Raw genomic sequence first — 25394 nt, 5'->3', positions numbered from 1 at the left:
ATTGCGTCTATACTCTTACAAGCCATGTGTTTCGATTTATTCAAGCGATGTAAATATGGATATTTTTTCTTTTGCCTTGAATATGAAATTAATATTTCAATCAATCGTTTATTGAAATATTCAACCATTCCCATGCATTCCCACTTACTTTAGGACGAATCGAGAGGGACTATGAACGGTTTAAAGTCGATCGCTACATTAATATTGTTTATTTTACTGCTCACCGGATGTGGTCCAGACAGCAAAAACGATCAGAATACACCACCACCTGCACTTGATGATTTCGAGATCAGTGTTTCCAAGCCATCATTGGTCACTCAAGAATCCGGAGAAACCAAACTGGTGGTCAATTTTACCGTCAAAGACGCCAGTGGCAGACCTCATGAGCTAGACGAAACGAGAGATTTTCGCATCGCACTTCTTAAAGCAATGCCCTCTCGTGTCGATACACAAAACTCGAGCGATCCAGCCTTTGCCTTCAATGGGCGTCATGGAAACACTTATTGGAAGAGTTTCCATCACTCAAGCAACACCGCAAATAACCGTGCAAGCATGGAGAGTGTTTGGGATGGAACATTAGTAAAAACAGACGAGGGATATCGCTACACGTTTGCCATTCCTGACGTTTTGAAAGTGTCCGATCCTTATACTGCCGACTCTTCTAGCAACAATGGTTTTATCGCTTGGGATGCGAATAAACTCCACCGAATCGTCATGGCGTATGGCGAGCAAGGCAACGGTTTTACCTACGTGTTTGAATGGATGCCGCAAGAAAGTTCAGATGCGGTTGTCTCTCGCAATGTAATAGAAAAAGGCACCTGTGAAAACTGTCATATGGGCGAACCGCTTCATCATGGACCGGGCTATCGCTCAATTGATAACAACATTGCCGTTTGTACCGCTTGCCACAATGACAGTAACCCTAGCGCTGCGCCAGCCAGACGCCCTCTCGCTGCCATTGTTCATCAATACCACGGTAATGTTTTCAAATTAGGTAGCGACAGAAATAATACCGACACTTACAAACAGCCTGTCGACGAGAATGACGTGCTCGTTACCGACATCAATGGTTTAGTCATTGAAGGCAACCTTTTCCCCCAAGATGCCCGCAACTGTACAACCTGCCATTCAACCGATGTCGCGAAAGCATCAGACGCCAACAATTGGTTTGAACACCCAAGTCAAGTTGCCTGTGAGACCTGTCACTTGTACCGAGACAGAGGCGCGCATGATAACCAAATCGGTACGGTTTGGGTAAGAAACGGCGAGCCACAAAACTCCTGCTCGGGCTGTCACCGGCCTTATGACCGAGATGACAATGGCGATCCAATCATCGGTCAAGACGCAAGCCGAAGTGCTAAAACGGTTCACGTAATGCGTTTAGAGAATCTTGCAAAGGCACGTGATTCGCTTGAAATCAACGTTGAAAGCGCGCGATTTATTGATGACCAGTTTGAGGTTGAACTAAGAGTGTCGAAAGCGGGCTCAGGTATTGGATCCATCAACGAACTGACCCCTTTCATTAATGAACATGGCCACCTCAATTTGTTGCTGAACTGGGATAACGGCCAAGGCCCGATGGTCGCAAACAACAGTCTCAACGTCGCCGATGATGGCGCACTTGGTGACGGCTGTGAGGCTCAAGGAGAAGGCCTATTCTTGTGTCATAAAGACTTCACTGACGCTGCGATTAAGCCAATCTCCAACTCTACGTTGACGGTTAACATCGCCGACATGCCACTTTGCGCCAACCGTAGAGATGGCGAGCTCGCCGAATGCGTCACGTTTGAAGGCATCGATCTTATCAAATCGCCTTTCGTCATTGCCGCCAATAACGCATCTGGCTCGTTTGATGTGTCTGGTATCAACAAGCAACACAAACTGCCAGTGGGCGCGGACATTTCATCGTGTAACGATTGTCACAAAGAGCTGACTATCCATAAGCTCGGTGAGCATCCACATGCTGCCACCGACTTCCAACAATGTAAAAATTGCCATAACTCCGAACGTTCTGCGTTTTACCCTGGAATGGCGGCTGATCTAAAGTACCACGTGCACTCATTCCACGCCTTTGGCTCCGCTCATAGCGGTGAAGCGTCTTTCCCTGGCGCAGTCAACAACTGTGAGTCCTGCCATACCAATGCTCAATACAACTTACCTAGCCAACAAAATACGCGCCCTTCTCTGGCGAGTGGTAAATACTTTAGTCCTGCATTAGTCACCTGTGGCGCGTGTCACTTAGAGTCATCTTTAGCTAATGCTGACCCGGATACCGTGGCAGGAGATGCGCCTCTGAACCATATGCTGAATCACGGCGCGGTATTTGGAGCAGACACAGCAGCACAAGCAACGGGCTCCGAACAATGTGCGACTTGCCATGCTATTGGTCAGTCACAAGGGGTAGATAAGGTTCACAAGGTATACGACTACCGTTGAATTCGTCATTGAACACAATGCTTTGACAACTAAGGATAAGAAAAGGAAGAGCTATGAAAGCAATGTTTCTGCGGTGGTTGGTAGCTGGGATACTTGGGTTAGGCGTCATCTTCACCGTCAGTTCGGAAGATGTCGCCAAGCCAGAACCCGAAGCGGCGACGTTAACTCAAGAAGAAATGGAAACCATATTAGACACCAAGTTTTCCGAGGGGAAATATTCACGCCGCGGACCAGATGGCTGCCTTCGTTGCCATGACGATACATCAGATAAACCTGCAACGGGTATTTTCGACAACATTCATGGCAAGTCCGCAAACCTGCATGGGCCAATGAATGATAAACAGTGTGAAGCATGCCATGGCCCAGCGAACAATCACGAGCGCAATCCACGAAAAGGACAAGTTCGTGAGCCAATGATCACTTTTGGACCAAACTCCCCTGTTCCGGCCGAAAAGCAAAACAGCGTGTGTTTATCTTGTCACCAAGATGCGAAACGCTCGACTTGGCATAGTAGCGAGCACGCTTTTGAAGGGCTGTCTTGTGCAAGCTGTCACCAACTACATCAAAAAGACGATCCGATGATGGTTGCCGAAATGCAAGCAGACAAATGCACCGATTGTCACTCCCGCACCAAATCGGATATCCACAAACGCAGTCGTCATCCTATCATTGACGGCGTCATGACTTGTTCTAGCTGCCACAATCCACATCAGACATTAAATGAAGCGAGCCTGAACTGGTCAACCGTCAATAACGCTTGTTACGAGTGTCATGCAGAAAAACGCGGCCCATTCTTATGGGAGCATGAGCCTGTAACTGAAGATTGTACATCCTGCCACACACCTCATGGTTCAGTGAACAAAGCCCTGCTCAATAAACGGCTGCCAATGCTATGTCAGGAATGTCACCGTGTGCCACATGCAAACGCAGCCATTCCTGAAAACGACTTGAGAGTGCGCGGCGGAAGTTGTTTGAACTGCCACAATCAAGTGCATGGCTCTAACCACCCACGTGGTCAAACATTAAGTTATTAGGAGGGAGGCATGAAACTATCTCAACTGTGCATGGCTATTTCCCTTGCTTTTGCTGTGCAAGCGCACGCCAACGATTATTCGTTACAACGTTCTCAACCAGCCGACACTAGCCGCTGGCAGTGCAGTGAATGCAGCAGCGATGGCACGTGGAGTGGAGAAGTCAGCGCTGGCGTCGGTTACCTTAACAACGATGGTTCCTCGCGATTCTATAATTGGAATCCACCCGTTTACGGTACAAACTCTGACAATAAACACTTTAACGCGAGCCTAAACGCCGATATCGAACAATATGAAGACGATGGGTTCTACAATCGAATCGTCGTCGAAGATCTTGGTTTACAACGCTTCTTACTGCAGTGGGAAATGGGCCAGTACGACGGATTACGTGTCCTCGGCAGTTATAGTGAAACGCCGTATTTCTGGAATCAGTCCTCACTCAGTGCGTATCATCCAAGAGAGGATGCACTCGTCAGTGGTGACCTATCGAAATATGAAAACTCAGTGACGCGAGAGACGTTTAAGTTAGAACTCAAGTACACACCACATACGCCATGGAAGCCATATGCATCCATGAAGCACGAACGTAAAGAAGGCACAACTTCGCTTTATTCATCGACTATTCCGGGTTACGCCAACGCGCCGGGATTCATACCCAAAGCCGTCGAACATGAAACCTTAAATACTCAAGTAGGAGTAAGCTACATGGAAGATTTGTGGCTGGTGGATATTGCGTATCGCGGCTCGTTTTTTAGAAATGACAAGTCCGCACTTTATTACGGCAGCACTACCAATCCTTACGCTAACCACCTCGCGTATGAGCCTGACAACGACTTTCACCAGTTTGCTGTCACGGGGAATTATCGGTTGAATCAACAGACGTTCAGTGGCCGCTTACTTTGGTCACAGACGTCTTCTGAAGGCGGGTTAAATCCATTCCCGCAGTCCCCCGTAAACTCCAATACATTCCATGGCGAAACTAACACTTGGCAAATGAGCGCGGATTACCACAACAAACTTTCGCGAGACACTGCTTTCGCCATTTCTGCGGACTATTCAGATAAAGACGATAACTCCGATAGAAACACCATCATCGGATCGACGAGAGAAAAATACGACCACACCAAAACCAAACTGGAAGCAACACTCAAGCATCGTGTTACTTCTGATGTGAAATTGAATACGGGTTACCATTTTAGACAAGATGAGCGAAGTTATGCTGATAGGAAACGTACCGATGAACAACGCGTTTTTGTTGGGGCCCAGTACAGACCAAATAGACCGTGGCAATTAGGCGGTAAAGTCTCCTACTCTTTTCGCGATGGCTCTGATTGGCAGGACGACAGCAGCGACTCGCCTAATTTGCGCCAATACTATTTAGCCGATAAAGAGAGGATTGAGCTCCGTGGCGACAGCGGCTATGACGTAACAAACGATGTCCAGTTACTTGCTGAGCTTTGGTACGGAAACGACGACTATGTTAAACCCGATATAGGTTTAAGCGAAGGAGAAGATTACGGCTACGATATCAGCGTCAACTTCAATTTACTCGACGGACTAAACGGGCATGTTTTTTACAATCAACAGATCATCCGCTCCGAGCAACAACAAGCAAACTCTGACGTTGTCGGTTGGAATCGCTACACCACCAAACTCAAAGATGACATCACAACCATTGGCTTTGGTGTGAGTAAAGAGCAGCTACTAGACGACAAACTTTCTATCTCGTTTGATTACAGCTACAGCCAAGCTGATGGAAAATCTTCAACCACATCTGGTGGCTACCAATATCCTGATAACGAGGCGAACTCGTACCGATTTGAAGTCATCGCTGACTATGAAGTATCTGAAAATCAAAACGTGCAGCTCAACCTCCGTTATGAAGACTACTCAGAAGAGGATTACTTGTTTAATAACGAAACCGAAACGATGGGCGACGTTTTGCAAAGCTATGAAGGTTTATATGGTGGCGTCTATTGGAAATATCGCTTTTAAATACAGAGTGACGTGACAAAAAAAGCATCAGACGTTTCAAACGCCTGATGCTTTCGTATTTCAACTCTACTGCTGTGAGAAGTTGATTAAGCTTGGAAGCTCAACGGAATCTCAGCCAATTGGTTACCTTCGTTTGCAGGAAAGATAAGGTACTCGCCGTGGTATTTCACCATCGATTTGTAGTCCGTCACTTTATGCACCATAAAGCCCGCTTGCGCTGCTTTCTCAACAAACTCAGCATGGTTGCCACGTACAAACCAGCTCATTGGTTTGACGAGCAACTCACCGTCGAAGCAGCTTTCGCATTGATCTGCACATAGCGCCAAAGAGTTTTGACCTTCCGTGAAGATTTGGATTTTGCCACAACCAACCAATTGTTCAGAGGTAGAAACTTCCCAACCTGCTTGCTCCATCACATCTAAAAATGCTTCGACGTCAGAGTCTTTGATCACTTTTGAATCTTCATCTTCAGGAAAAAACTGAGCGTAAAAAGCGGAAATACGCTTGAAGATAAACAACAAACCAGCGTCATTACCCTTTGAACGACCCGCTTTTTGCCAACGTGTTAAGTCATCGCCTACGGCTCGACCGAAACGCTGAGATTTAAGTGCTTTGGTAACCCAGCGCACTAAATAATGGTTATTCGCAACAGGGGCATTGGCTAACTTACCTGAGCGATGCTCTTGATCTAACTCTTCAAGTGCTGAGTTAACTAAGTTTTGAATTTCTTTGGTGTAATTCGACATTACGCCTTTCTTCCTAAAGTCCAATAAAACAGTGCTGAAAGCACAGAACAAGCAAACATCACAATGATCATCGGCCACGCCACATTACCTGGTAGTGATGCCACCAGCGCGCCAACCAATGAGCCGATACCGAATCTTAACGTCCCCGCCAGAGACGAAGCTGTACCCGCCATTGATGGGTAGCCACTTAAAAGCAGCGCCATAGCGTTACTACCTATCGTCGACAATGTACCGATAAACAGCACAACAAAAGGTACGATGCCCCATAATCCGAAGTCCATTAACCAACTTACGAATAAACCAATCCCCGCCAAAAGTTGCACGAACAACCCAAAACGAAGCATGGCATGAGAGCCAACTTTCTTCACCAAGCGACCATTAATACTGGTCATTATGATCATCGCAACAATGTTCAAACCAAATAAATAACCAAAGTGGTCTGGTCGAACACCATATAAATCAATATAAACAAACGAACCCGCGGTCAGAAATGCAAACATTCCGGAAAATGAAAACGCTCCAGAAAGCATCAAACCTATCGCTTCAGGGTTGGAGCATAATCTGGCGTAGTTTCTCATCGTAGTGCGAAAACGAAGCGGCTGACGATTTTCTGGTTTCAGCGTCTCTGGAATTTTCCAAAGTACCAGTAGAATTACCACCACGGCGAAAATGGCTAATACCCAAAAAATAGAACGCCAACCAAACCAAATCGCTAAGTGACCACCGATCATAGGCGCGACCAAGGGTGCCATGGTGATCACTAAGGTGACGAAAGACATTGCACGGGCAAAGTCTTCACGGTCAAACATGTCACGCACGACGGCTTGGATAATGACAGCCGCTGCCGCGCCAGCAAAACCTTGCGCTGTTCGCACATAAGTCAATGCATCGATGCCGTTTGTGGTCGCACTCACTACCGCCGCTAATCCAAAGAAAAGCACACCCAAAATCAGTACAGGTCTACGGCCAAAACTATCGGCAAGCGGCCCATGAATTAACTGGCCAATCGCAAAACCTGCCGTATAAGCCGTCAACGTAATCTGAACCGCGCCAGGCGCGACCCCCAAATCTTTCGCAATTGTCGGCATTGCAGGCAGATACATGTCGATCGCCAAAGGCGTCAAAGCACCAATCGCTCCTAATACAAGAAACAATAGAAAACTGATTTGGGATTGCGGAGCGCTTTGAGCTTTTTCTGTCATTCTTTTACCTCTTGTTGGAGCCCTTTCGTCAATACTTTCAGAGCAAAGTGAACGTAACGGACGGTTCTCATATCGCTGAATCTAGAAGCCAAAGGCCTGTTCTATCAACGTTCGAGAATCATAAGGGCAAATATGTACCAAGGTGTGACCTTGACGAACTCGACATAGAAAAGCGTGTGAAAGCGAAGTGTGTTTATGGGAAATAAACACAATGCAGTAAAAATGATGGAATTGATTCCACCATTTACTCACCACTGCCGAAGGCTTTGCAATAAGAGTATGCATGGCTCAGCTAAATGCAAAGGCATATCACTCAGATGAGTAAGCACACCGGAATTGTCTAGGCACTAATTTTGGTAGGAAAATTAATTTTGAGCCAATTCCTACCAAAAAACTAGTTCCAATTGGGAACTAAAGAATTTCCCATGCCGATAATTAATTCCAAATAGAATCAATTTCTTCCTGCGTGAGGTAGCGATAATCACCAGGTTCTAGTGCCTCATCGAGTTCAATCGAACCAATACGCTCACGATGTAAGTACTCAACTTTATTTCCTAACGCCGCAAACATGCGTTTCACTTGGTGATACTTACCTTCCACAATAGTTAACAATACTTCATTCTCTGCCTCGTTCACGATCTCCAAACGAGCAGGCAATGTTGCTTCTGATTCATTGCGCAAAATGATGCCTTGTTCGAGCTTTTCCGCGTAATCAGGCTGAATCGCATCGACAAGCCAAACACGGTACGTTTTCTCACACTTATGCTTCGGTGAGGTAATGCGGTGAGACCACTTACCATCATCCGTAATCAACACCAAACCGGTTGTGTCGACGTCTAATCGGCCCGCAAAGTGAAGGTTTTCAATTTTAGGCTCATCGAGCAATGCGAATGCAGTTTGGTTGTAGCCATCTTCATGTGAACAAACAAAGTCAGCAGGCTTGTACAACATAATGTAACGAGGGCCAGGAGCACCAATAACGCGGTCTTCCCACATTACTTCCGCACCTTCAGGTACTTTAAATGCACCACTTTTTTGAACCTCACCGTCAACGGTGATGTCACCACTTTTGATGATCTTTGTTGCCTGTTTGCGTGTTGCACCCAGAGCGTCACACAAATATTTATCTAAACGCATGAATACCTCATTGAATTATACCCAAGTAACCTCCAAATCTCGGTTTAAAGGTCACTTGGGTATAAAAGTCAGGTATTATAGCGTTCCTCGTTCGAATAGTTGAGCAATTTCACATATTTTCATGTACACACTTCGCCCTTATCAAGCCGACTCGGTTAAAGCAGTCATTCATTACTTTCGTAAACACTCGACACCAGCAGTGATCGTGCTGCCTACTGGTGCCGGAAAAAGCTTGGTGATCGCAGAGCTTGCTCGCCTTGCGAAAGGACGAGTGTTAGTCCTTGCCCACGTAAAAGAGCTGGTCGAGCAAAACCACGCGAAGTATGAAGGTTATGGTTTAAAAGGTTCCATCTTCTCAGCAGGATTGGGGCGAAAAGAAACTGACCAGCAAGTCGTGTTTGCTTCGGTTCAATCGGTCGTACGTAACTTAGATTCGTTCAAAAACCAGTTTTCTCTGCTCGTTATTGATGAGTGCCATCGTGTGCCGGATGACAAAAACAGCAGCTACCAAAAAGTTATTACTCACTTACGAGAACTGAACCCAGGCATTAAGGTTCTGGGACTAACTGCAACGCCCTATCGTTTAGGAATGGGCTGGATTTATCAGTATCACACCCGAGGTCAAGTACGCACCGAAGAGCCTCGATTCTTCCGCGATTGTATTTTCGAACTGCCGATCCGTTACTTGCTCGACGAAAACTTCCTCACTCCAGCCCGCATGATGGACGCGCCCGTTTTGTCTTACGACTTCTCGCAACTGAAACCCGCAAACACCGGACGCTACAAAGAAGCAGAAATGGACATGGTGATCGATAAAGCCAAACGCGCCACTCCGCAAATTGTTGAGCAAATCATGCAATATGCGAGAGAACGTCAAGGTGTCATGATCTTCGCCGCGACTGTCCGACACGCACAAGAGATCCGCAGTTTACTGCCAGAAGGCGAAACTGAAATCGTCATTGGTGATACACCTACGCCGGAACGTGACGCGATCATCCAAGCGTTCAAGAATCGTCAAATAAAATATTTGGTCAATGTTTCGGTACTGACTACCGGGTTTGATGCGCCGCATGTCGATTTAATCGCGATTTTGCGACCAACAGAGTCAGTCAGTCTATACCAGCAGATTGTAGGGAGAGGATTACGCTTATCAGACGGAAAATCAGAATGTTTAGTGCTTGATTACGCAGGCAACAGCTACGATTTATACCAACCTGAAGTCGGTGATCCCAAACCAGACTCTGACAGTGAAATTATCACGATTCCCTGCCCGGCTTGCGGATTCAATAACAACTTCTGGGGTAAGTTGGATAGTAACGGTTTCTTGGTTGAACACTTTGGCAGACGTTGCCAGGGTTACTTTGAAGATGAAGACACAGGCGAGCGTGAACACTGTGGCTACCGTTTTCGTGCCAAATACTGTGGTGAATGTGGTGCCGACAACGATATTGCTGCGCGCATTTGTCATGAGTGTGACGCAACGCTTGTTGATCCAGATAAAAAATTAAAAGAAGCCCTTAATCTGAAAGATGCATTGATATTTGAATGCACAGAAATGGACCTGTCAGTATTCAAGTCCAGTGATGGTAAATCTCAACTCAAGGTGACGTATTCTGGTGAACCATACCAAGGAGAAGGCAATGCGTTAGTTCATGAGTTTTGGTCATTGAGTACCAAAAAACAAAAACAAACGTTTAAAGACCAATTTGTGCGCCCTCACTTGGCAGACAAGCATCGCCCTTTTGAAGAGGCTTCACCGACACGTGTTGTTGCCAATCAACATCGTTTCCGTTTACCTCAGTTTGTTATTGCAAGGAAATCCGGTCGCTTTTGGAAATTGCGAGACAAAATTTTTGAAGACGAGTTGAAATGACGTCTGCAACATTTAGTAAAACTGAACTCGATGATTCACTCTCTGTTCATCTATATCCGATATACTGCGGCTAACGTTCTAGAAAAGGTTTGACTATGTATAAAGCAACGACTTCTCAACATTCTGCGTTACTTTTCGGCCTTATCACGACATTGATGTGTGCACCAAGTTTCGCCAAGCATGACGACTACTATGCATCACAAAATGGTCACGCCATCGTGCAAGATGTCGAAAAGCCTGGAACACGTATTGAATTCGATGAAGATCAAGATGAGGTCTATCGCGCGGTTCAACAAGGATATATACGACCATTTTCGGACCTTTACGCCGCAGTAGAAAACGACCTATACGGCCGTATCATCAAGGTCGAGCTTGAAGAAGATGATGATGCTTGGGTGTATGAACTGAAAATCCTGTACGACAATAGCGTCTTGAAAGTTGAGTATGACGCCGCCACGCTGGAAATGCTTGAGATCAAAGGTCGCAGCTTTAACAAAGCGTTAAAGCCACAAAACAACTAAACTGGTCTAATGCGTAATCCCGACGCAATGCGTAGCTTACTTCGATAACACTCCCAACATAATAAGAATCACCAATATGAAAATACTTGTCGTTGAAGATGACCCTCGTTTAGGCGAGCAAATCATCGAAACATTAGAAAGTACCGGCTGGGTACCAGAATTATCTCAAGATGGCATAGACGCGCTGTATCGCGCGACATCGGAAGAATGGGACGCTATTGTTCTTGATCTAGGACTGCCGAAATTGGATGGCCTCACCGTGCTAAAAGGCATTCGAGATGAAAACATCAATACCCCGGTCGTTATCCTGAGTGCTCGCGATACCCTAACGCAGAGAGTTGAAGGTCTAAACGCAGGTGCAGACGATTACCTAACTAAGCCGTTTGAAATGGTTGAGCTTATCGCTCGTATTCGCGCACAACTACGAAGAGCATCAGGTAACGCCTCTCCTGTGATGCAAATTGGCGACTTGAGCTTGGATACGCGCACTTCTAAAGTAATGTGGCAAGGGCAAGCAGTAAGCTTAACGGCGCTGGAGTATAAAGTGGTCGCTTACTTTATGCATAACCCAGAAAAAGTTATTTCTCGCACCGAACTCGTCGAGCACATTTACAAACAAGACTTTGATCGTGACTCCAACACAATCGAAGTTTTTATCGGCCGAATTCGCAAAAAAATCGCGCCAAAGATCATCAAAACTGTCCGAGGGTTGGGATACCAATTAAATGCCGAATAAGAACAGGCTATCGTTGAACGCAATAAAACGACTGAGTATCAAAAGTCGCCTCGTTTTAGCGGCGATCGTTTGGTTGACGGCAATGATCCTCGCAGCTGGTGTGACGATACCGACCCAAGTGTACAACTATATGGTTGACGACACTCGCTCACAGCTGAGCATTTTTATGGATGAAATCGCCGCTCAGTTAGAAGTCGATGAGACTGGGCACCTCTCACTCGCTGCTCTGCTCTCAGATCCTCGATTTAACCGACCTTACAGTGGTTTATATTGGAGTGCCTCTACTGAGACGAGTCTCGAGCGTTCTCGTTCTTTGTGGGACAAAAAAATCGAATACAAAGGTCTGGATAACGATGCTTACGGCGCGAGAGGCGAAAGGCTGATTACCATCGAAAAAGCTCTGTACTTACCAGATTACGATGGGCCTATCCATATCATTATTGGTATTGACGAAGAGCCTATCAAAAGCACCCTGCAAACGCTAATCGGGCAACTCTGGCTTATTTTAGGCTTATTATTCGCAGGGGTTCTTGCCGTCATTTTGCTGCAAATTGCATGGTCATTGAGTCCGCTTACAAAGTTACAAAAAGAGTTGGCCGAGCTGAAGTCTGGTAACAAAAAGAGTCTAGAAGAAACCTATCCGAAAGAGATTTCTCCTCTTATCTTCGACCTCAACGCTCTGCTTTTCCATTATCAGGAATTGTTAGAACGAGCTAGGAATCATGCAGGCAATCTTTCACACGCGCTAAAAACCCCACTTTCTGTCCTAAAAAATGAAGTACAGACGTTAGAACCTGATACGCAATCCCGCCTGCGTACTCCGATCAATCAAATACAAGATCATATCGATTACCATCTGGGCCGTGCCCGCATGGCGGGGTCTATGAATATTTTATCAGTGAAATCGAACCCAGCAGAGCGTGTGGATGCTATCTCAATGGCGTTTGATAAAGTGTATGCGAGCCGAGATATCTCCTTAATTAATGAACTTGATTCAGAGCTGAATGTAGCGGTAGAGCAGACCGATCTCGACGAAATGCTGGGTAACTTGCTTGAAAATGCCTATAAGTGGGCCAACAACATGATTCGTGTGCACTCCTCTCAGGATAAAGACAATATACACATCATCATTGAAGATGACGGACCAGGTATCCCTAAAGAGAAACTGAGTCAAGTAATCAAGAGAGGCGTTAGATTGGATGAAGCAACCCCTGGTTCAGGTCTTGGTCTAAATATAGTCAGTGAAATGGCACACAGTTACCGAGGTCAATTAACACTGGAAGCGAGCGCTTTAGGTGGCTTAAAAGCATCTTTAGTCTTACATCTCAGCCGAACATAAAGCATATAACGCATAAACTTTGTTCTTCGGACCATGATTAGTAAACCGATGAAAATGAAGCCGATGTGAACAAAATCCAAGCAAAGCGTTAAAAGGGATAGCCTTACACCTAGCCAAATCATACCTTTTTGTTGATTTGGATACGATTTGGGTTGCCCATTTATAAGTGGAATGATAGTATCCGCGCTCGCTTGAACAGTTCCTGTTTCAAGCTTTACCACGAACAACAAGGTCGCATTGTTGATTGTGAACATTTGATTTTTACTAATTTGAGAGTAAATACTATGAAATTCGAAGCAGTAGTACGTACTGAACTAGGTAAAGGTGCGAGCCGCCGCCTACGTCACGCTGGCAAATTCCCTGCAGTTGTATACGGCGGTGAAGAAGCAGCAGTAGCTATCGTTCTTAACCACGACGACATCGTAAACCAAATGGACAAGCCTGAATTCTACGAAGGCCTAGTTCTAGTTATCGATGGCAAAGAAGTTAAAGTTAAGCCACAAGACGTTCAACGTCACGCGTTCAAGCCAAAAGTTGAACACATGGACTTCATCCGTATCTAATTCCCTACCAAGGAATTAATCGGATTAAATCCAAACCTTTTGCATTAAAGATAATCGGACTTACCAACCGAGACATCTAAAAAATTTCAAAACCCCGGAGTCTTACCACCTCCGGGGTTTTACTATATGTGGCATATAACAATTGATTTACGAACGGGCAATGTACTTCACTAAAGTGAGATCCGTCAGCGTCATACGGTCAATGATTTCCGCCTCTTCCTCTCCAGTACGTACAAAACCACACTTCTTGTAGAAGTTAAGCCCCTGTTTATTGGTATCCAGTGCTTTCAGGCTTATCTGCATAACGGGCGTAGAGAGTAGACGCGTTTCTAGTTCATCTAACAGTGCACTCCCTGCCCCTTGCCCATAATGCAAAGGAGAGACATAGCAACATGTTACCCACGCCGTTTTATCTTCACAGGTGTGGTTAGGTAGTTCGTAACTTAAAAAGCCGACGATTTCCCCTTGTCTCTCAACCACGATCAATTGGGCCAGTTGCTCAGTCATGACTCGCGTCCACATCCTTTCTCGGCGCTCAATCGTAAACTGATCGATGTAGCTCTGTGGCATTAACCCTTTGTATGCTACCTGCCACGAATCAACATGTATCTTGGCGATTTGAGTTGCTTCCTCTCTGACTGCGTTCCTTACTGTGTATCTCATTACTATCCTTTCTTAAAATTCGCCACTTACAAATTCTTTCAACCCTACTCTTTGAATCGAAGCTCAAAGCGAGCAGCCACAGATGCAACGCTTTACATTACTCCATTTCATTTTCATTAATTCAATGATAGTGCACATCGTAATATTCGAGAAAACGCCACGTTATTTACGTTTCACTTTCGCTCATTAGATTGAATCTATTTGTTTTAACATCCGGGTATCGAAAGCGGGATAAACACGGTAAGGTATCGAATAAGAATAAATAAACGATATCTAAGGCATAAGATTTCTAAACGGTCGCAATTATAGTAAAGAGAGAAATACCATTTCTGGTTGTATTAAACAGAGTAAGCCAATATCAAACGAGTTTGGGTTTTACAGTGTTCATTTTATATACAAAACATTTCCCTCATCATCAGAGCGAAAATTTATAACGATTTGTGTCATAGCTGCTAAGAAAAACATGAACTTGGCAAAGTAATCACCAAAATCAGCGCTATACTTCGCAAAAATACGCATTGATTCACACAAACCACATTCATTCAATTGGCCACTTCACAAAATAACCCCCTCCCTCTAATTTCAATATACTAAAAACTATTTCTGTTTAATTGGAGACGTAGTTTGCAGGCTTATTAATTCATGTCTCCGATAGAAGTATAAATAAGAGATAGATCACTAAAGTTTCACATTAATTCCGTATATTTCACGCCGTAACAATAACAAAATCACAAAGAAAGGATCCCTTATGAAGTTTTCCAAATCTCTTTTGGTAATGGCAGTGGGCGCTGCGCTAGCAGGATGCGGCTCAGACAGCGATAATTCTCCAGTAACCTGCGAGACTGCAGATTCTTGTACTAAGTTCACCGTTCTCCACACTAACGATAACCACGGTCGCTTTTGGCATAACAGCGACGGCGAATATGGCATGGCTGCGCGTCACACTTTAATCGAATCTATTCGCGCAGAAGTCGAAGCAAAAGGCGGTGAAACCATTTTGCTATCTGGCGGTGATATTAATACCGGCGTACCAGAATCAGACATGCAAGATGCGGTTCCAGACTTCGTAGGAATGAACCTACTTGGTTACGATGCAATGGCTGTCGGTAACCACGAGTTTGATAACTCACTAGATATTCTCGACATGCAAGCTGAGCTAGCTGACTTCCCTATGCTGGCTGCGAATATCTATAAGAAAGATACCAATGAGCGTTACTTCGACCCTTACAAAGTATTTACTATCAACGGCCTTAAGATCGCTGTTATTGGTCTAACCACCCAGGACACGGCGAAGCTAGTTAATCCAGACAACGTATCAAACATCCACTTCGAAGACCCTCAAGTTGAAATCAAAAAAGTACTTAAGGAAATCGAAGAAAACGAAAAAGTAGACCTAGTATTTGCAACGACGCACATGGGTCACTACCAAGATGGTAACAATGGTAGTGAAGCACCTGGGGACGTGAAGCTCGCTCGCTCTCTTGAAGAGGGACAACTAGACGCTATCATCGGTGGTCACTCACAAAACCCAGTGTGTATGGAGCCAGGTACCAATGAGTATGCTGATTTCAAACCTGGTGATGATTGCGCGCCAGACCAACAAAAAGGCACTTGGATTATGCAAGCGCATGAGTGGGGTAAATATGTGGGTCGTGCGGACTTCGAATATTACGACGGCAAGCTTCACTTAGCGAATTACGCACTGATTCCTGTAAACCTTTTGGACGATAACGATGAAGTGATCGGTGAACGCATTCAACAAGATGCGACGGTAAAAGCGTTACTACTGCCATACCAACAGCAAGGTCAAGAGTTATTAGATGAGAAGATTTCTAATACAACGGGTAAGTTAGAAGGTGATCGTAACGTAGTTCGCTCTCAACAAACTAACCTAGGTCATCTACTGGGCGAGGCATACCGTACATACAAGACGGTAGGTGCTGACTTTGGTGTGATGAACTCTGGCGGTGTGCGTGATTCAATCCAAGATGGTGACATCACTTACCGTGATGTACTTACAGTCCAGCCGTTCGGTAACTTCGTGACTAAAGCAACTATGACAGGTAAAGAAGTTAAAGAATACCTAGATGTGGTTGCGACGAAATCTGCAGGCTCTGGTGCTTACGCTCAACTAGATAACATCACTTTAGATGTAAATTGTGATGCTGGTTCAGTAACCATTACCGACATTAACAATAAAGGCTTCGATCTAGACGCAACGTACACATTCTCTGTAATCAGCTTCAGTGCTGCTGGTGGCGATAACTATCCAATCATCGATGTTCAATCTACCCAGCTAACCGATGCATACGTTTTACGTGAGTTCTTCGTAAATAACCCACAGATCTCTGCGGATAGCTACAACAAGAACTTAGAAAACATCAAGTATTTCAGTAACGGTCAAGCTGTGAAAGGTTGCCCAGCAACTAATAGCTAAAAACACCTTACACTCTGACGTGAAGAGCTTTTAGAAGTTGTTCCGTCAGAGCCACCCTAAAAACCGAAGCGTGACGCTTCGGTTTTTTTATTTTCGTTAAAGTGCTGAAAATTATCGCCCTTCATAAAGTGTTCAAAAATTATTCATTTGTGTTGTTGACGCCCATGTGCTGGGCTTCTATGTTTGATAAGGTCTTTCGAAAATACAGATTCATCAACTAACTTTTCGCTATGAAGTTTCGTAGCTTAGTGGATGATTCTAGGAAAGATGTGAATGGCGTTACAAACACTGCTCTCAAACAATTTGTCTTTTTGACCTAAAACGAAGGTGATTCGCCGCCAAGCGTTCACCAATGAGCAGCGATCTGGACGTCAATATGTTCAAACTGCTGCCATCGAGTTCAGGAGGTCAAAAATGAAACGAGCCAGCAATAGCTACAGACTTCAAATGATCAAAGAAGTGGTTACCCGTAGAGAGCGCGAAGCTTGCACGGACCCTATGGCGAGATACATTCATCAGCTGATGGATGAACGCCCGACAAGTAAATTAGATGTTGAATTCAATCATCGATTTTCAGGAAGCCACTTTGACGAACATGCTGGGGGATGGGTCAGTGACCGTTGGTCAATGAAGTAGCGCGAATTTAGCGAACTTGCCTACACGCACCGCATAGTAAGAGCTAATACAGTCCCGGCTCATCATTGATTATTGCCGAGCCGGGATAATTCGAAATTTAAAAGAGATTTTGCTGTGGTGATAATTCTTCTTGAGACTCTTCTGCCTTTCCCTTCCCTGCCAATACCTTTCTTCTATAGCGCTGACGGCATAGCTTAATTACATGCAACTGTTGAGCAGGCGTATAAGTGAGCCAGTTAAATCGCTCTTCTCTTTTACGCATACATCCTTTGCAATACCCTTTTTCGTCCACACTACAAATACCAACGCAAGGGTTTGGGACGGTAAAAAACTCTAGTTGCTCCATGCTCTAACCGTTTTTTGCTCGCTGTGCTGTAATGATATTATAACGACTTCAATATACGCTCCCAACAGTGCTATACATCTTGCACCTTGAAGCCGTTTGAGTATATAAACTGGACTCTGTCACAGTAATACGAAACTATTACCTTATGCTGACAAAAACAGTGTTTTATTACCTATACTTACCACGTTTTCTAAAAACGGAGTCTATAAAATGAAGCTTAGCCTAAAAACGTTAGTTACAGCAATCTCTCTTCCTGTTCTTATGACTGCATGTGCTAGCAACGGTGACAATGTGAAAGAAATTACGGCTCAAGATTTACAGCACCATAATTGGGAGCTGGTTCAGATTGATGGTAAAAACATCGAATTAAAAGAACGTCAGCAAGCGCCTCGCTTAGAAATCGGAGAAAATCTGACTGCAAATGGTAACGCGGGGTGTAACAACTTCTTTGGTCAAGCTGAACTAAAAAACAATCAACTACGCATCGAAAAAATGGGAATGACCATGAAGATGTGTATGGATGACCAAATGAAAGTTGAGCAAGCGATGTCTGAAACTCTTACTGAATGGAGTGATATAACGCTAACCAAAGAAGGGCTAATGCTTAAAAATGACGTTCACGAACTAACGTTTCAGTTGCGTGATTGGGTAAACTAAGTCCCATTTCATATTCTAAGAGCAGCCATAAAATGGCTGCTTTTTTTATGTCTCCTAATCCATATCAAAGCAGGCAGGATGTCTGTTTCGCACGTTTCGGTTAGCAAAATCGTTTAAAACGACAAACTCTTTCCCTCTTTACGCCCTCAACGCCACGTCTACGACGCGGGTTCAGTCTTCCAAATCAACATATCGAAGTTGTTTGAGAACAATAATTTTCAATTACTTGAAAGAATATCGTCAAACAGGCGGTCCGCTCTTGTATACCTAAAACGACACCAGAATTGTCCTTTCTTCGTTTTGCTTCACATTGAGAATAATTCTTTGAATCAATGAGTGATTCCGTTTGGGATTGGCATTGATAATAGAGAGAGATGGATTACTATCCTTGTAACAAAGCGGAGCGACTTGTTTAGACGTCAATAACGCCGGAAACGAGAATAAAAAGACATAACACGGAATAGATATGAAAAAGCTACTCAGTACCGTTGGCATTTTAGCCACCACTTTCGCGACATCTTCTTTTGCCAACTCATCGGTTGCTAGTGAATGGCAAAAAATCGAACAACAAGCCGACGGACAATCCGTCTACTTTCATGCTTGGGGCGGAAGCCAAGAAATTAATCGCTACATCCAGTGGGCGAGTAGAGAGCTAAAATCGCGTTATAACGTGACGCTAAACCACGTTAAAGTCACCGATATTTCTGAGACCACCACTCGACTTATCGCAGAAAAAGCCGCAGGTAAAAACAGCGGTGGCAGTGTTGATATGGTTTGGATCAATGGCGAAAACTTCAAATCAATGAAGGATAACCAATTGCTGTTTGGTCCTTTTGTTGAAGGTTTGCCAAGCTGGCAATACGTCGATAAATCATTGCCAATTGATGTGGATTTTTCAGAGCCGACTGAAGGTCTGGAAGCACCTTGGGGTGTGGGGCAATTAGTGTTTATCCATGATGAGCAAACCCTGCATAACCCTCCAAAATCATTCGCAGAAATGCTGAGTTACGCAAAAGCGTTTCCAAATCGCCTAACTTACCCTCGCCCACCAGAGTTTCATGGTACAAGCTTTATTAAAGCACTGTTGATTGAGTTGACCAACAACGATCCCGCTTTACAAAAACCAGTCACTGGTGAAACATTTGAGCAAATCACTCAACCGCTGTGGGCTTATCTAGATGAGTTCCATAAAGTCGCTTGGCGCGGTGGTAAACAGTTCCCAGGCGGTACAGCAGAAACCCTTCAACTACTGGATGATGGTCAGACTGACCTGGCAATTACCTTTAACCCGAACGCGGTTTTCTCTGCTCAGTCGAGCGGTAACCTTGCAGAAACCACCAAAGCGTATGCGATGGACGCAGGTGCACTCTCAAACATTCACTTCTTAGCGATTCCTTGGAACGCAAATGCCAGTGCCGGTGCGCAAGTTGCGATAAACTTTTTATTGAGCCCTGAAGCACAATCTCGCAAAGGTAACCTTAACATCTGGGGCGATCCTTCAGTGCTAAGCAGCCAATACCTAACAGGTTCGGCTAAACATACTCAACAATTCAAATCTATCGCTGAGCCGCATCCAAGCTGGCAATCTGCCTTAGAAAAAGAATGGTTGAAACGCTACGGAAATTAATAAGAGCCCATGTTAAGAGCGCTATATTTAGTCATTATCGCAGTTTGTATTTTGCCTACCATTCCGGGACTACTCGGAGTGGTGGTCTCTGCGCTCGGTTATGTGCCTCCTATCGGCTTGCACCACTTTTCTTTAGATGGCTTTAACGCTGTTTTTGATTGGGAGGGTGTTTGGACATCCATCGGGCTTACTTTCTACTCTGCCATTTTCAGTAGCTACTTGGCTTGCTTGATCACATTTGCGATTTTGCAAGCATCGTGGGGCAGCAAGTTTTGGCGAAAAATTGAAGTAAGCCTCTCGCCACTTCTTGCCATGCCACACGTAGCGTTTGCGATTGGCTTTGCGTTCTTGTTTGCCCCAACTGGTATGGGCGTTCGTGTTCTCAACCAACTGTTTGGTTACGATCCCAATGCGCAAACGGTGAATGACTTAGCATTGCTGATTAAAGATCCGCATGCACTCGGTTTGATCATCATGCTTGCGATTAAAGAAGTACCGTTTTTATTGTTGATGAGTATTCCAATTCTTCAGCAATTGAAAGTCGATAAGATTGAAAAAGTCAGTCATTCGATGGGCTACAGTTCGGCGCAAGCGTGGTGGAAATGCGTGTTCCCACAGTGGATAGCAAAACTGCGCTTTCCAATGCTGGCGGTATTGGCTTACAGCTTGTCGGTTGTTGATGTTGCATTGATTATTGGCCCTACCAACCCACCAACATTTGCGGTTTTAGTGTGGCAGTGGTTTAACGACCCTGATTTATCGCTACTACCAAGAGCTGCCGCAGGCGCGGTCGTGTTGTTTGTGATCGCTAGCCTTGTGATTGGATTTGCACGCTTAATGGAATGGTGTATTACCAAAGGCTTCAAACGCTGGCAGTACTCTGGTCGAAACGGGTTTCGTTTACCCGGTAAGACCCTGTTTTCACTGATTGCGCTACTCGCACTTCTAATGATTCCACTCATGGTGGTATGGAGCTTTGCTCAACGCTGGCGCTTTCCAGATTTACTACCGAGCCGCTATAGCCTGCGTTTTTGGGAATACGAGTGGCACAGCATTCTTGGCACACTGGAGCAGAGCATGCTGATTGCTGTTATCAGCGCGACCGTCGCTCTAGCCCTTGCCTTGATCGCACATGAGTATCGACTTCGTTATCGCTGGCAGGTGCCCGGTTACATCATCGCCATCCCAATGCTGATTCCTCAGCTATCGGTGCTATTCGGTATGCAAGTAGTGACACTGTATTTTAACAGTAACGCGTATTTCTTTTGGGTATGCTGGGCGCATGTGTTCTTCGCATTCCCATTTATTTACCTCTCGCTAGACGGCCCGTGGCGCAGCTTCGACAACGGCTTAACTCGCGTCGCACTCAGCTTGGGTAAATCACCGATGCAAGCTTGGTTAAAAGTGAAACTGCCAATCCTCCTACCTGCAATTACATTCGCATGGGCGGTCGGTATTAGCGTAAGTCTGGCGCAATACCTACCGACACTGGTGCTAGGGGCTGGGCGCATTAGCACCATCACCACCGAAGCCGTTGCGCTATCCAGTGGTTTTGACCGACGTGTCACCGCGATTTATGCCATTTGGCAAGCACTCTTGCCGTTCTTGTTCTTCTCTTTTGCGATACTACTAAGCCGCTTACACGTGAAGTATCGCCGCTTGTCTATAAAAGGTTTACTACTGAATGAGTCTTTGTCTCGAAAACCTCGCCATCCGTAAAACCAATGGCGACACGCTTTTCTCAGCGTTCAACATGACCGTAGAGAAAGGTGAAATTGTTACTCTGATGGGACCAAGCGGTTGTGGTAAATCCACTTTGTTGGATGCCATTGCTGGACACCTCTCCGCCGAGTTCAACTACTCTGGCTCCATTACGCTTGATAACGAAAAGTTGGATGCCCTCCCTGCACATAAGCGGCAGGTTGGTATTCTGTTCCAAGAAGATTTGCTCTTCCCTCACTTAACGGTATGGGAGAATCTTGCATTCGCGCTACCAAACTCAATCAAAGGTGAGGAGCGTAAAGCACACGCCATGCAAGCACTGAAGAACATTGCATTGACCAAACTTGCCGAATCCTTCCCAGATCAAATCTCCGGAGGACAACGCGCCCGTATCTCATTGACTCGTATGCTGCTGGCAAAGCCGAAAGTTGCGCTACTTGATGAACCCTATAGCAAGTTGGATAAAGACCTGCGTGTACAATTTCGCAACTGGGTAGTCGAACAATTACAGCAAGCGAACATCCCTACTTTGATGGTAACGCACGATGAGGATGATATTCCTGATGGCAGCCGCTGCCTAAACTGGCCATGGGAGACAAACCATGCTTGATAGCCTGAGTATAAAGCTCATCCGCAAACCGCTGGCACTCAGTGCGACATACCTCAACAAATGTGGCATCACCGCAAATCAAACGACAGTATTTGGTTTTGTGCTTGGCTGCTTTGCCCTACCGGCTTTGATCGCCGAACAGTACTTGTTGGCGTTGCTGTTTATTTTGCTGAACAGAATCTGTGATGGATTAGACGGTGCACTGGCGAGGATTCAAGGCATTACCGATGCCGGAGGCTTTCTCGATATCAGCTTGGATTTTCTGTTCTATTCCTTGATTCCTTTTGGTTTTGTGTTGGCAAACCCAGAACAAAATGCCATTGCAGGGGCATTTTTGATTTTTTCCTTCGTCGGCACTGGGAGTAGCTTTTTGGCTTTTGCCATCATGGCAGGAAAACAAGGCATCGATAATCCGGTATATAAACACAAATCTCTCTACTACATGAGCGGCTTAACCGAAGGCACTGAAACCATTGGTTGTTTGGTGCTATTTTGTTTGTTACCGCAACACTTTGCCGTCATTGCTTATATCTTTGGTGCAGCATGTTGGTTTACCACATTCACACGTATTTACTCTGGGTTTCATACGCTTAAAGGCCATTAAACCACTTAGAAGTTCACGTTTTCTTGAGAGAACAGCCGCTAAGTACCTGTTTTATATAACACTAAAGCATATATTAAATTGGGGTATATACTCTTTGGATGGAGAGAAATCATTCGGAGGCTATATGAAAAAATACGTCAAGCTAGGTATGCTGCTCATCATGTCTTGTATTGTTATGCTTAGCGGCTGTACCTCACCTAACCCGTACGGAGATGCATACGGCTCTTCAGACACGCGCAAAGTTCAGCAGGTTTACTACGGAACGATTGAAAAAGTTGAACCCGTAACCATTGATGCCTCTACCCAATCCAACGCCATTGGCACAATCGCTGGTGCCGCCGTGGGTGGTATATTAGGCTCAAAAGTCGGGGGCGGCTCTGGCTCGGATATCGCAGCTATTGGTGGTGGTCTGCTGGGTGGTTATGCCGGCAGTAAAGCCGCTGAAGCAACCGCGAAACGAAACGGTGTGAATCTGACCATTCGCTTAGAAGATGGAAAAATAATATCTGTCGTTCAAGAAGCAAACCCAAACATGATTTTTCAGCCAGGCCAAGCGGTTCAAATTAACATGTCTGGTAATGAAGCAAGGGTTGTTCCTCGCTAATTTGAACTCGGTTACTCCTTTCCATTGGTCTGCTGTTTTGGTTCAAAGAGCTTAATCCGCGCAAGCGTACGTTGCTTACTCATCGGCTTGCGCGATTCTATTTGTATCAAGTTTGATCGTCGTCAATGGAACATCAATCTCCCACACCTTTCGATGTTCAAATGACATCAAGTTGCTAGCATGAGCCCATTCCAGATAACTTTGGGCTTGTTATGACTCCGACTGTTGACCACGTACTCCTTAATATCGCGCTAAACCTCAGCTCTAATCGCTCTCACGAGCAGCAATATCAAAACCTCATTGATGGGGTCGCGCAAGTATTCCCATGTGATGCGAGCTGCCTGTTTATCTTCGATGAGGATGGGTTTCTGACTCCTGTCGCGGTAAAAGGCTTATCCAGCTCGGTCTTAGGTCGTCGCTATTTCCCCAAAGCACATCCACGCTTAGATGCCATTATTCATAGCCGTGCACCTGTGCGTTTCGATGCCGATTGTGCGCTTCCGGATCCTTTTGACGGCACACTATTAACCGAAGACCAGTGCATTGATGTTCACGATTGCATGGGCTTTAGCTTGCATGTGGAAGGCCAACTTGTTGGCGCACTAACTATGGATGCCCTAACGGTGGGCGCGTTTGATGACATTGACCCTGTCGCTATCGAAACCTTGGCGGCTTTGACCGCTGCAACATTGCGTAACATTGCTCAATTAAAAGCGCTCAAAGCGCAAAACCAGAAGCAAAAAAGCGTCACTCAAACCCTTATCCAGCAAGCCCGTTCTCAACATGGCGAAATGGTGGGCTTGAGTCCGCAGATCAACCAGTTACGAAACAATATTGCGACCGTTGCTCAATCAGATTACGCAGTACTTATCACAGGAGAGACCGGTACTGGTAAAGAACTGGTCGCGCACTCGGTGCACGCACAATCTCATCGTAGCGATAAGCCGATGATCTACGTAAACTGTGCAGCCCTGCCTGAAGGGTTGGCAGAGAGTGAGCTGTTTGGTCATGTCAAAGGCGCATTTACAGGAGCTAATAGCCACCGTGCCGGTAAGTTTGAACTGGCAGACGGTGGAACGATTTTCCTTGATGAAGTGGGCGAACTGCCTTTGATTTTGCAGGCAAAATTGCTGCGCGTGATTCAGCAGGGCGAGCTGCAACGTGTAGGTAGCGATCAGCATTTGATGGTCAATGTGCGCATCATTGCCGCGACCAATCGACAGCTGGAAAAAGAAGTCGAAGCTGGCGCATTTCGAGCAGACCTTTTCCACCGTCTGAACGTGTTCCCAATCCAAGTCCCCCCACTGCGTGCCCGTGACGGTGATATTCCCGTTTTAGCAGGATACCTGTTAGAAAAAGTACGCCAACAATTTAATGCGCCCAATCTGCACGTTCATCCTAAGGTGTTGACTCAACTGGAGTCTTTACCTTGGTACGGAAACGTACGCGAGCTCGAACATACGTTAACTCGCGCGGCTTTACACGCCATTCAACAAGGCGCGAGCACAATCATGCTTAACCATTTCGACACCTCATTGGCTCTCGATGATGTAAAAAACACATCGCATTATCTGCCTAAAGAAAGTCAGCCAATGCGGGAGCTGATAGAAAGCTATCAGCGTGATTTAATTGAACATGCTTTGAGCCAAACTGGTGGCGTTTGGGCAAAAGCAGCGGAGTTTTTGCAAATGGATCGCGGGAACTTATATCGGATGGGAAAAAAACTTGGGATCAATAAATAACCAACCACAAAAGGTCGATGTAATTAAGACATCAGCCGCGTTGTCTTAATCACATCAACCATTCATCTAAAACCGATAAAATTAAATATAAATCAATAAGATAACAATTGGCACGCATTCTGCTCTCTAGTGGTCAACATCACGACTATTAAAACAATCACTGGAGA

Annotated in this window: 22 protein-coding genes; 17 read left to right on the top strand and 5 right to left on the bottom strand. The window is 45.3% G+C overall.

The window, feature by feature from the left end; all coding sequences use genetic code 11:
• Nucleotides 1-171: 171 nt before the first annotated feature.
• Genes ACZ5ZC_RS13970 through ACZ5ZC_RS13960 form a run of 3 tightly spaced genes read left to right on the top strand, consistent with a single transcriptional unit; the run spans nucleotide 172 to nucleotide 5462 of the window.
• Nucleotides 172-2436, top strand: a complete 2265-nt coding sequence (locus ACZ5ZC_RS13970; protein ID WP_464931997.1) for an OmcA/MtrC family decaheme c-type cytochrome — start codon at nucleotides 172-174, stop codon at nucleotides 2434-2436.
• 53 nt (nucleotides 2437-2489) lie between these two features.
• Nucleotides 2490-3470, top strand: a complete 981-nt coding sequence (locus tag ACZ5ZC_RS13965; RefSeq protein ID WP_274009478.1) for a DmsE family decaheme c-type cytochrome — start codon at nucleotides 2490-2492, stop codon at nucleotides 3468-3470.
• A 9-nt stretch (nucleotides 3471-3479) separates the two neighbouring features.
• Complete coding sequence (locus tag ACZ5ZC_RS13960; RefSeq protein ID WP_464931996.1) at nucleotides 3480-5462, top strand: MtrB/PioB family decaheme-associated outer membrane protein; 1983 nt, start codon at nucleotides 3480-3482, stop codon at nucleotides 5460-5462.
• Between the two features lie 86 nt (nucleotides 5463-5548).
• Here ACZ5ZC_RS13960 and ACZ5ZC_RS13955 read toward each other — a convergent pair whose 3' ends face one another.
• The 3 genes from ACZ5ZC_RS13955 to rsuA all read right to left on the bottom strand — a co-directional run bounded on the left by ACZ5ZC_RS13955 (nucleotide 5549) and on the right by rsuA (nucleotide 8547).
• Entirely contained in the window at nucleotides 5549-6208 is a 660-nt protein-coding gene (locus ACZ5ZC_RS13955; RefSeq protein ID WP_005393239.1) for a DUF2913 family protein, read from the bottom strand.
• Nucleotides 6208-7410 carry a Bcr/CflA family multidrug efflux MFS transporter gene (locus ACZ5ZC_RS13950; RefSeq protein WP_005393240.1) on the bottom strand — a complete coding sequence of 401 codons (1203 nt, stop codon included), beginning with the start codon at nucleotides 7408-7410 and terminating at the stop codon, nucleotides 6208-6210. Before ACZ5ZC_RS13950 ends, ACZ5ZC_RS13955 begins: the two co-directional genes overlap by 1 nt.
• Nucleotides 7411-7845: 435 nt before the next feature.
• Nucleotides 7846-8547 (bottom strand): 16S rRNA pseudouridine(516) synthase RsuA, encoded by a 702-nt coding sequence (gene rsuA / locus ACZ5ZC_RS13945; RefSeq protein WP_033905117.1) that lies wholly within the window; start codon nucleotides 8545-8547, stop codon nucleotides 7846-7848.
• Nucleotides 8548-8668: 121 nt separating this feature from the next.
• On the opposite strand from rsuA, the gene ACZ5ZC_RS13940 reads away from it, so the two are divergent.
• The 5 genes from ACZ5ZC_RS13940 (at nucleotide 8669) to rplY (ending at nucleotide 13579) form a co-directional block, all read left to right on the top strand.
• Complete coding sequence (locus ACZ5ZC_RS13940) at nucleotides 8669-10420, top strand: DNA repair helicase RadD (protein WP_167426701.1); 1752 nt, start codon at nucleotides 8669-8671, stop codon at nucleotides 10418-10420.
• Between the two features lie 95 nt (nucleotides 10421-10515).
• Complete coding sequence (locus ACZ5ZC_RS13935; protein ID WP_054867323.1) at nucleotides 10516-10941, top strand: PepSY domain-containing protein; 426 nt, start codon at nucleotides 10516-10518, stop codon at nucleotides 10939-10941.
• A gap of 76 nt (nucleotides 10942-11017) precedes the next feature.
• Nucleotides 11018-11677 carry a response regulator transcription factor gene (locus ACZ5ZC_RS13930; protein ID WP_005378073.1) on the top strand — a complete coding sequence of 220 codons (660 nt, stop codon included), beginning with the start codon at nucleotides 11018-11020 and terminating at the stop codon, nucleotides 11675-11677.
• On the top strand, nucleotides 11667-13016 hold the full coding sequence (locus tag ACZ5ZC_RS13925; protein WP_464931995.1) for an ATP-binding protein: 1350 nt from the start codon (nucleotides 11667-11669) through the stop codon (nucleotides 13014-13016). The genes ACZ5ZC_RS13930 and ACZ5ZC_RS13925 overlap by 11 nt, the downstream gene beginning before the upstream one ends.
• A gap of 284 nt (nucleotides 13017-13300) precedes the next feature.
• On the top strand, nucleotides 13301-13579 hold the full coding sequence (rplY, locus tag ACZ5ZC_RS13920; protein ID WP_005393245.1) for a 50S ribosomal protein L25: 279 nt from the start codon (nucleotides 13301-13303) through the stop codon (nucleotides 13577-13579).
• A gap of 147 nt (nucleotides 13580-13726) precedes the next feature.
• On the opposite strand, the gene ACZ5ZC_RS13915 is transcribed toward rplY, so the two are convergent.
• Nucleotides 13727-14242, bottom strand: a complete 516-nt coding sequence (locus tag ACZ5ZC_RS13915; protein ID WP_031780335.1) for a GNAT family N-acetyltransferase — start codon at nucleotides 14240-14242, stop codon at nucleotides 13727-13729.
• A 748-nt stretch (nucleotides 14243-14990) separates the two neighbouring features.
• On the opposite strand from ACZ5ZC_RS13915, the gene ushA reads away from it, so the two are divergent.
• Nucleotides 14991-16679 (top strand): bifunctional UDP-sugar hydrolase/5'-nucleotidase UshA, encoded by a 1689-nt coding sequence (gene ushA, locus ACZ5ZC_RS13910; protein WP_041852973.1) that lies wholly within the window; start codon nucleotides 14991-14993, stop codon nucleotides 16677-16679.
• A 414-nt stretch (nucleotides 16680-17093) separates the two neighbouring features.
• Nucleotides 17094-17315, top strand: a complete 222-nt coding sequence (locus ACZ5ZC_RS13905; protein WP_005393249.1) for a hypothetical protein — start codon at nucleotides 17094-17096, stop codon at nucleotides 17313-17315.
• Nucleotides 17316-17412: 97 nt separating this feature from the next.
• Here ACZ5ZC_RS13905 and ACZ5ZC_RS13900 read toward each other — a convergent pair whose 3' ends face one another.
• Nucleotides 17413-17661: a DUF1289 domain-containing protein gene (locus ACZ5ZC_RS13900; protein WP_048626242.1), complete on the bottom strand. Its 249-nt coding sequence runs from the start codon at nucleotides 17659-17661 to the stop codon at nucleotides 17413-17415.
• Nucleotides 17662-17871: 210 nt separating this feature from the next.
• Between ACZ5ZC_RS13900 and ACZ5ZC_RS13895 the strand changes: the two genes are divergently transcribed.
• The 7 genes from ACZ5ZC_RS13895 to norR all read left to right on the top strand — a co-directional run bounded on the left by ACZ5ZC_RS13895 (nucleotide 17872) and on the right by norR (nucleotide 25227).
• Nucleotides 17872-18318 carry an META domain-containing protein gene (locus ACZ5ZC_RS13895; protein WP_464931994.1) on the top strand — a complete coding sequence of 149 codons (447 nt, stop codon included), beginning with the start codon at nucleotides 17872-17874 and terminating at the stop codon, nucleotides 18316-18318.
• 466 nt (nucleotides 18319-18784) lie between these two features.
• The gene (locus ACZ5ZC_RS13890) at nucleotides 18785-19945 is read left to right on the top strand and encodes an ABC transporter substrate-binding protein (protein WP_256955008.1); all 1161 of its coding nucleotides are present in this window, start codon (nucleotides 18785-18787) and stop codon (nucleotides 19943-19945) included.
• A gap of 9 nt (nucleotides 19946-19954) precedes the next feature.
• Entirely contained in the window at nucleotides 19955-21664 is a 1710-nt protein-coding gene (locus ACZ5ZC_RS13885; RefSeq protein ID WP_464931993.1) for an ABC transporter permease, read from the top strand.
• On the top strand, nucleotides 21630-22277 hold the full coding sequence (locus ACZ5ZC_RS13880) for an ATP-binding cassette domain-containing protein (RefSeq protein WP_054867319.1): 648 nt from the start codon (nucleotides 21630-21632) through the stop codon (nucleotides 22275-22277). Before ACZ5ZC_RS13885 ends, ACZ5ZC_RS13880 begins: the two co-directional genes overlap by 35 nt.
• Nucleotides 22270-22881 carry a CDP-alcohol phosphatidyltransferase family protein gene (locus tag ACZ5ZC_RS13875; RefSeq protein ID WP_256898947.1) on the top strand — a complete coding sequence of 204 codons (612 nt, stop codon included), beginning with the start codon at nucleotides 22270-22272 and terminating at the stop codon, nucleotides 22879-22881. The genes ACZ5ZC_RS13880 and ACZ5ZC_RS13875 overlap by 8 nt, the downstream gene beginning before the upstream one ends.
• 124 nt (nucleotides 22882-23005) lie before the next feature.
• Nucleotides 23006-23485, top strand: coding sequence for an outer membrane lipoprotein (locus ACZ5ZC_RS13870; RefSeq protein WP_005393265.1), 480 nt, complete (start codon nucleotides 23006-23008; stop codon nucleotides 23483-23485).
• 212 nt (nucleotides 23486-23697) lie between these two features.
• Nucleotides 23698-25227 (top strand): nitric oxide reductase transcriptional regulator NorR, encoded by a 1530-nt coding sequence (gene norR, locus ACZ5ZC_RS13865; protein WP_464931992.1) that lies wholly within the window; start codon nucleotides 23698-23700, stop codon nucleotides 25225-25227.
• Nucleotides 25228-25394 lie beyond the last annotated feature (167 nt).

The organism is Vibrio sp. JCM 18905 (genome assembly GCF_055393305.1).
Note: the sequence above shows the minus strand (reverse complement) of the source record. Positions and strands in the feature narration are given on the sequence as shown.

Excerpts from the sequence above, each read along its gene's own strand:
- ACZ5ZC_RS13970 (WP_464931997.1), top strand. The coding sequence starts at position 172 with ATGAACGGTTTAAAGTCGATCGCTACATTAATATTGTTTATTTTACTG.
- ACZ5ZC_RS13965 (WP_274009478.1), top strand. The coding sequence starts at position 2,490 with ATGAAAGCAATGTTTCTGCGGTGGTTGGTAGCTGGGATACTTGGGTTA.
- ACZ5ZC_RS13960 (WP_464931996.1), top strand. The coding sequence starts at position 3,480 with ATGAAACTATCTCAACTGTGCATGGCTATTTCCCTTGCTTTTGCTGTG.
- ACZ5ZC_RS13955 (WP_005393239.1), bottom strand. The coding sequence starts at position 6,208 with ATGTCGAATTACACCAAAGAAATTCAAAACTTAGTTAACTCAGCACTT.
- ACZ5ZC_RS13950 (WP_005393240.1), bottom strand. The coding sequence starts at position 7,410 with ATGACAGAAAAAGCTCAAAGCGCTCCGCAATCCCAAATCAGTTTTCTA.
- rsuA (WP_033905117.1), bottom strand. The coding sequence starts at position 8,547 with ATGCGTTTAGATAAATATTTGTGTGACGCTCTGGGTGCAACACGCAAA.
- ACZ5ZC_RS13940 (WP_167426701.1), top strand. The coding sequence starts at position 8,669 with ATGTACACACTTCGCCCTTATCAAGCCGACTCGGTTAAAGCAGTCATT.
- ACZ5ZC_RS13935 (WP_054867323.1), top strand. The coding sequence starts at position 10,516 with ATGTATAAAGCAACGACTTCTCAACATTCTGCGTTACTTTTCGGCCTT.
- ACZ5ZC_RS13930 (WP_005378073.1), top strand. The coding sequence starts at position 11,018 with ATGAAAATACTTGTCGTTGAAGATGACCCTCGTTTAGGCGAGCAAATC.
- ACZ5ZC_RS13925 (WP_464931995.1), top strand. The coding sequence starts at position 11,667 with ATGCCGAATAAGAACAGGCTATCGTTGAACGCAATAAAACGACTGAGT.
- rplY (WP_005393245.1), top strand. The coding sequence starts at position 13,301 with ATGAAATTCGAAGCAGTAGTACGTACTGAACTAGGTAAAGGTGCGAGC.
- ACZ5ZC_RS13915 (WP_031780335.1), bottom strand. The coding sequence starts at position 14,242 with ATGAGATACACAGTAAGGAACGCAGTCAGAGAGGAAGCAACTCAAATC.
- ushA (WP_041852973.1), top strand. The coding sequence starts at position 14,991 with ATGAAGTTTTCCAAATCTCTTTTGGTAATGGCAGTGGGCGCTGCGCTA.
- ACZ5ZC_RS13905 (WP_005393249.1), top strand. The coding sequence starts at position 17,094 with ATGAAACGAGCCAGCAATAGCTACAGACTTCAAATGATCAAAGAAGTG.
- ACZ5ZC_RS13900 (WP_048626242.1), bottom strand. The coding sequence starts at position 17,661 with ATGGAGCAACTAGAGTTTTTTACCGTCCCAAACCCTTGCGTTGGTATT.
- ACZ5ZC_RS13895 (WP_464931994.1), top strand. The coding sequence starts at position 17,872 with ATGAAGCTTAGCCTAAAAACGTTAGTTACAGCAATCTCTCTTCCTGTT.
- ACZ5ZC_RS13890 (WP_256955008.1), top strand. The coding sequence starts at position 18,785 with ATGAAAAAGCTACTCAGTACCGTTGGCATTTTAGCCACCACTTTCGCG.
- ACZ5ZC_RS13885 (WP_464931993.1), top strand. The coding sequence starts at position 19,955 with ATGTTAAGAGCGCTATATTTAGTCATTATCGCAGTTTGTATTTTGCCT.
- ACZ5ZC_RS13880 (WP_054867319.1), top strand. The coding sequence starts at position 21,630 with ATGAGTCTTTGTCTCGAAAACCTCGCCATCCGTAAAACCAATGGCGAC.
- ACZ5ZC_RS13875 (WP_256898947.1), top strand. The coding sequence starts at position 22,270 with ATGCTTGATAGCCTGAGTATAAAGCTCATCCGCAAACCGCTGGCACTC.
- ACZ5ZC_RS13870 (WP_005393265.1), top strand. The coding sequence starts at position 23,006 with ATGAAAAAATACGTCAAGCTAGGTATGCTGCTCATCATGTCTTGTATT.
- norR (WP_464931992.1), top strand. The coding sequence starts at position 23,698 with ATGACTCCGACTGTTGACCACGTACTCCTTAATATCGCGCTAAACCTC.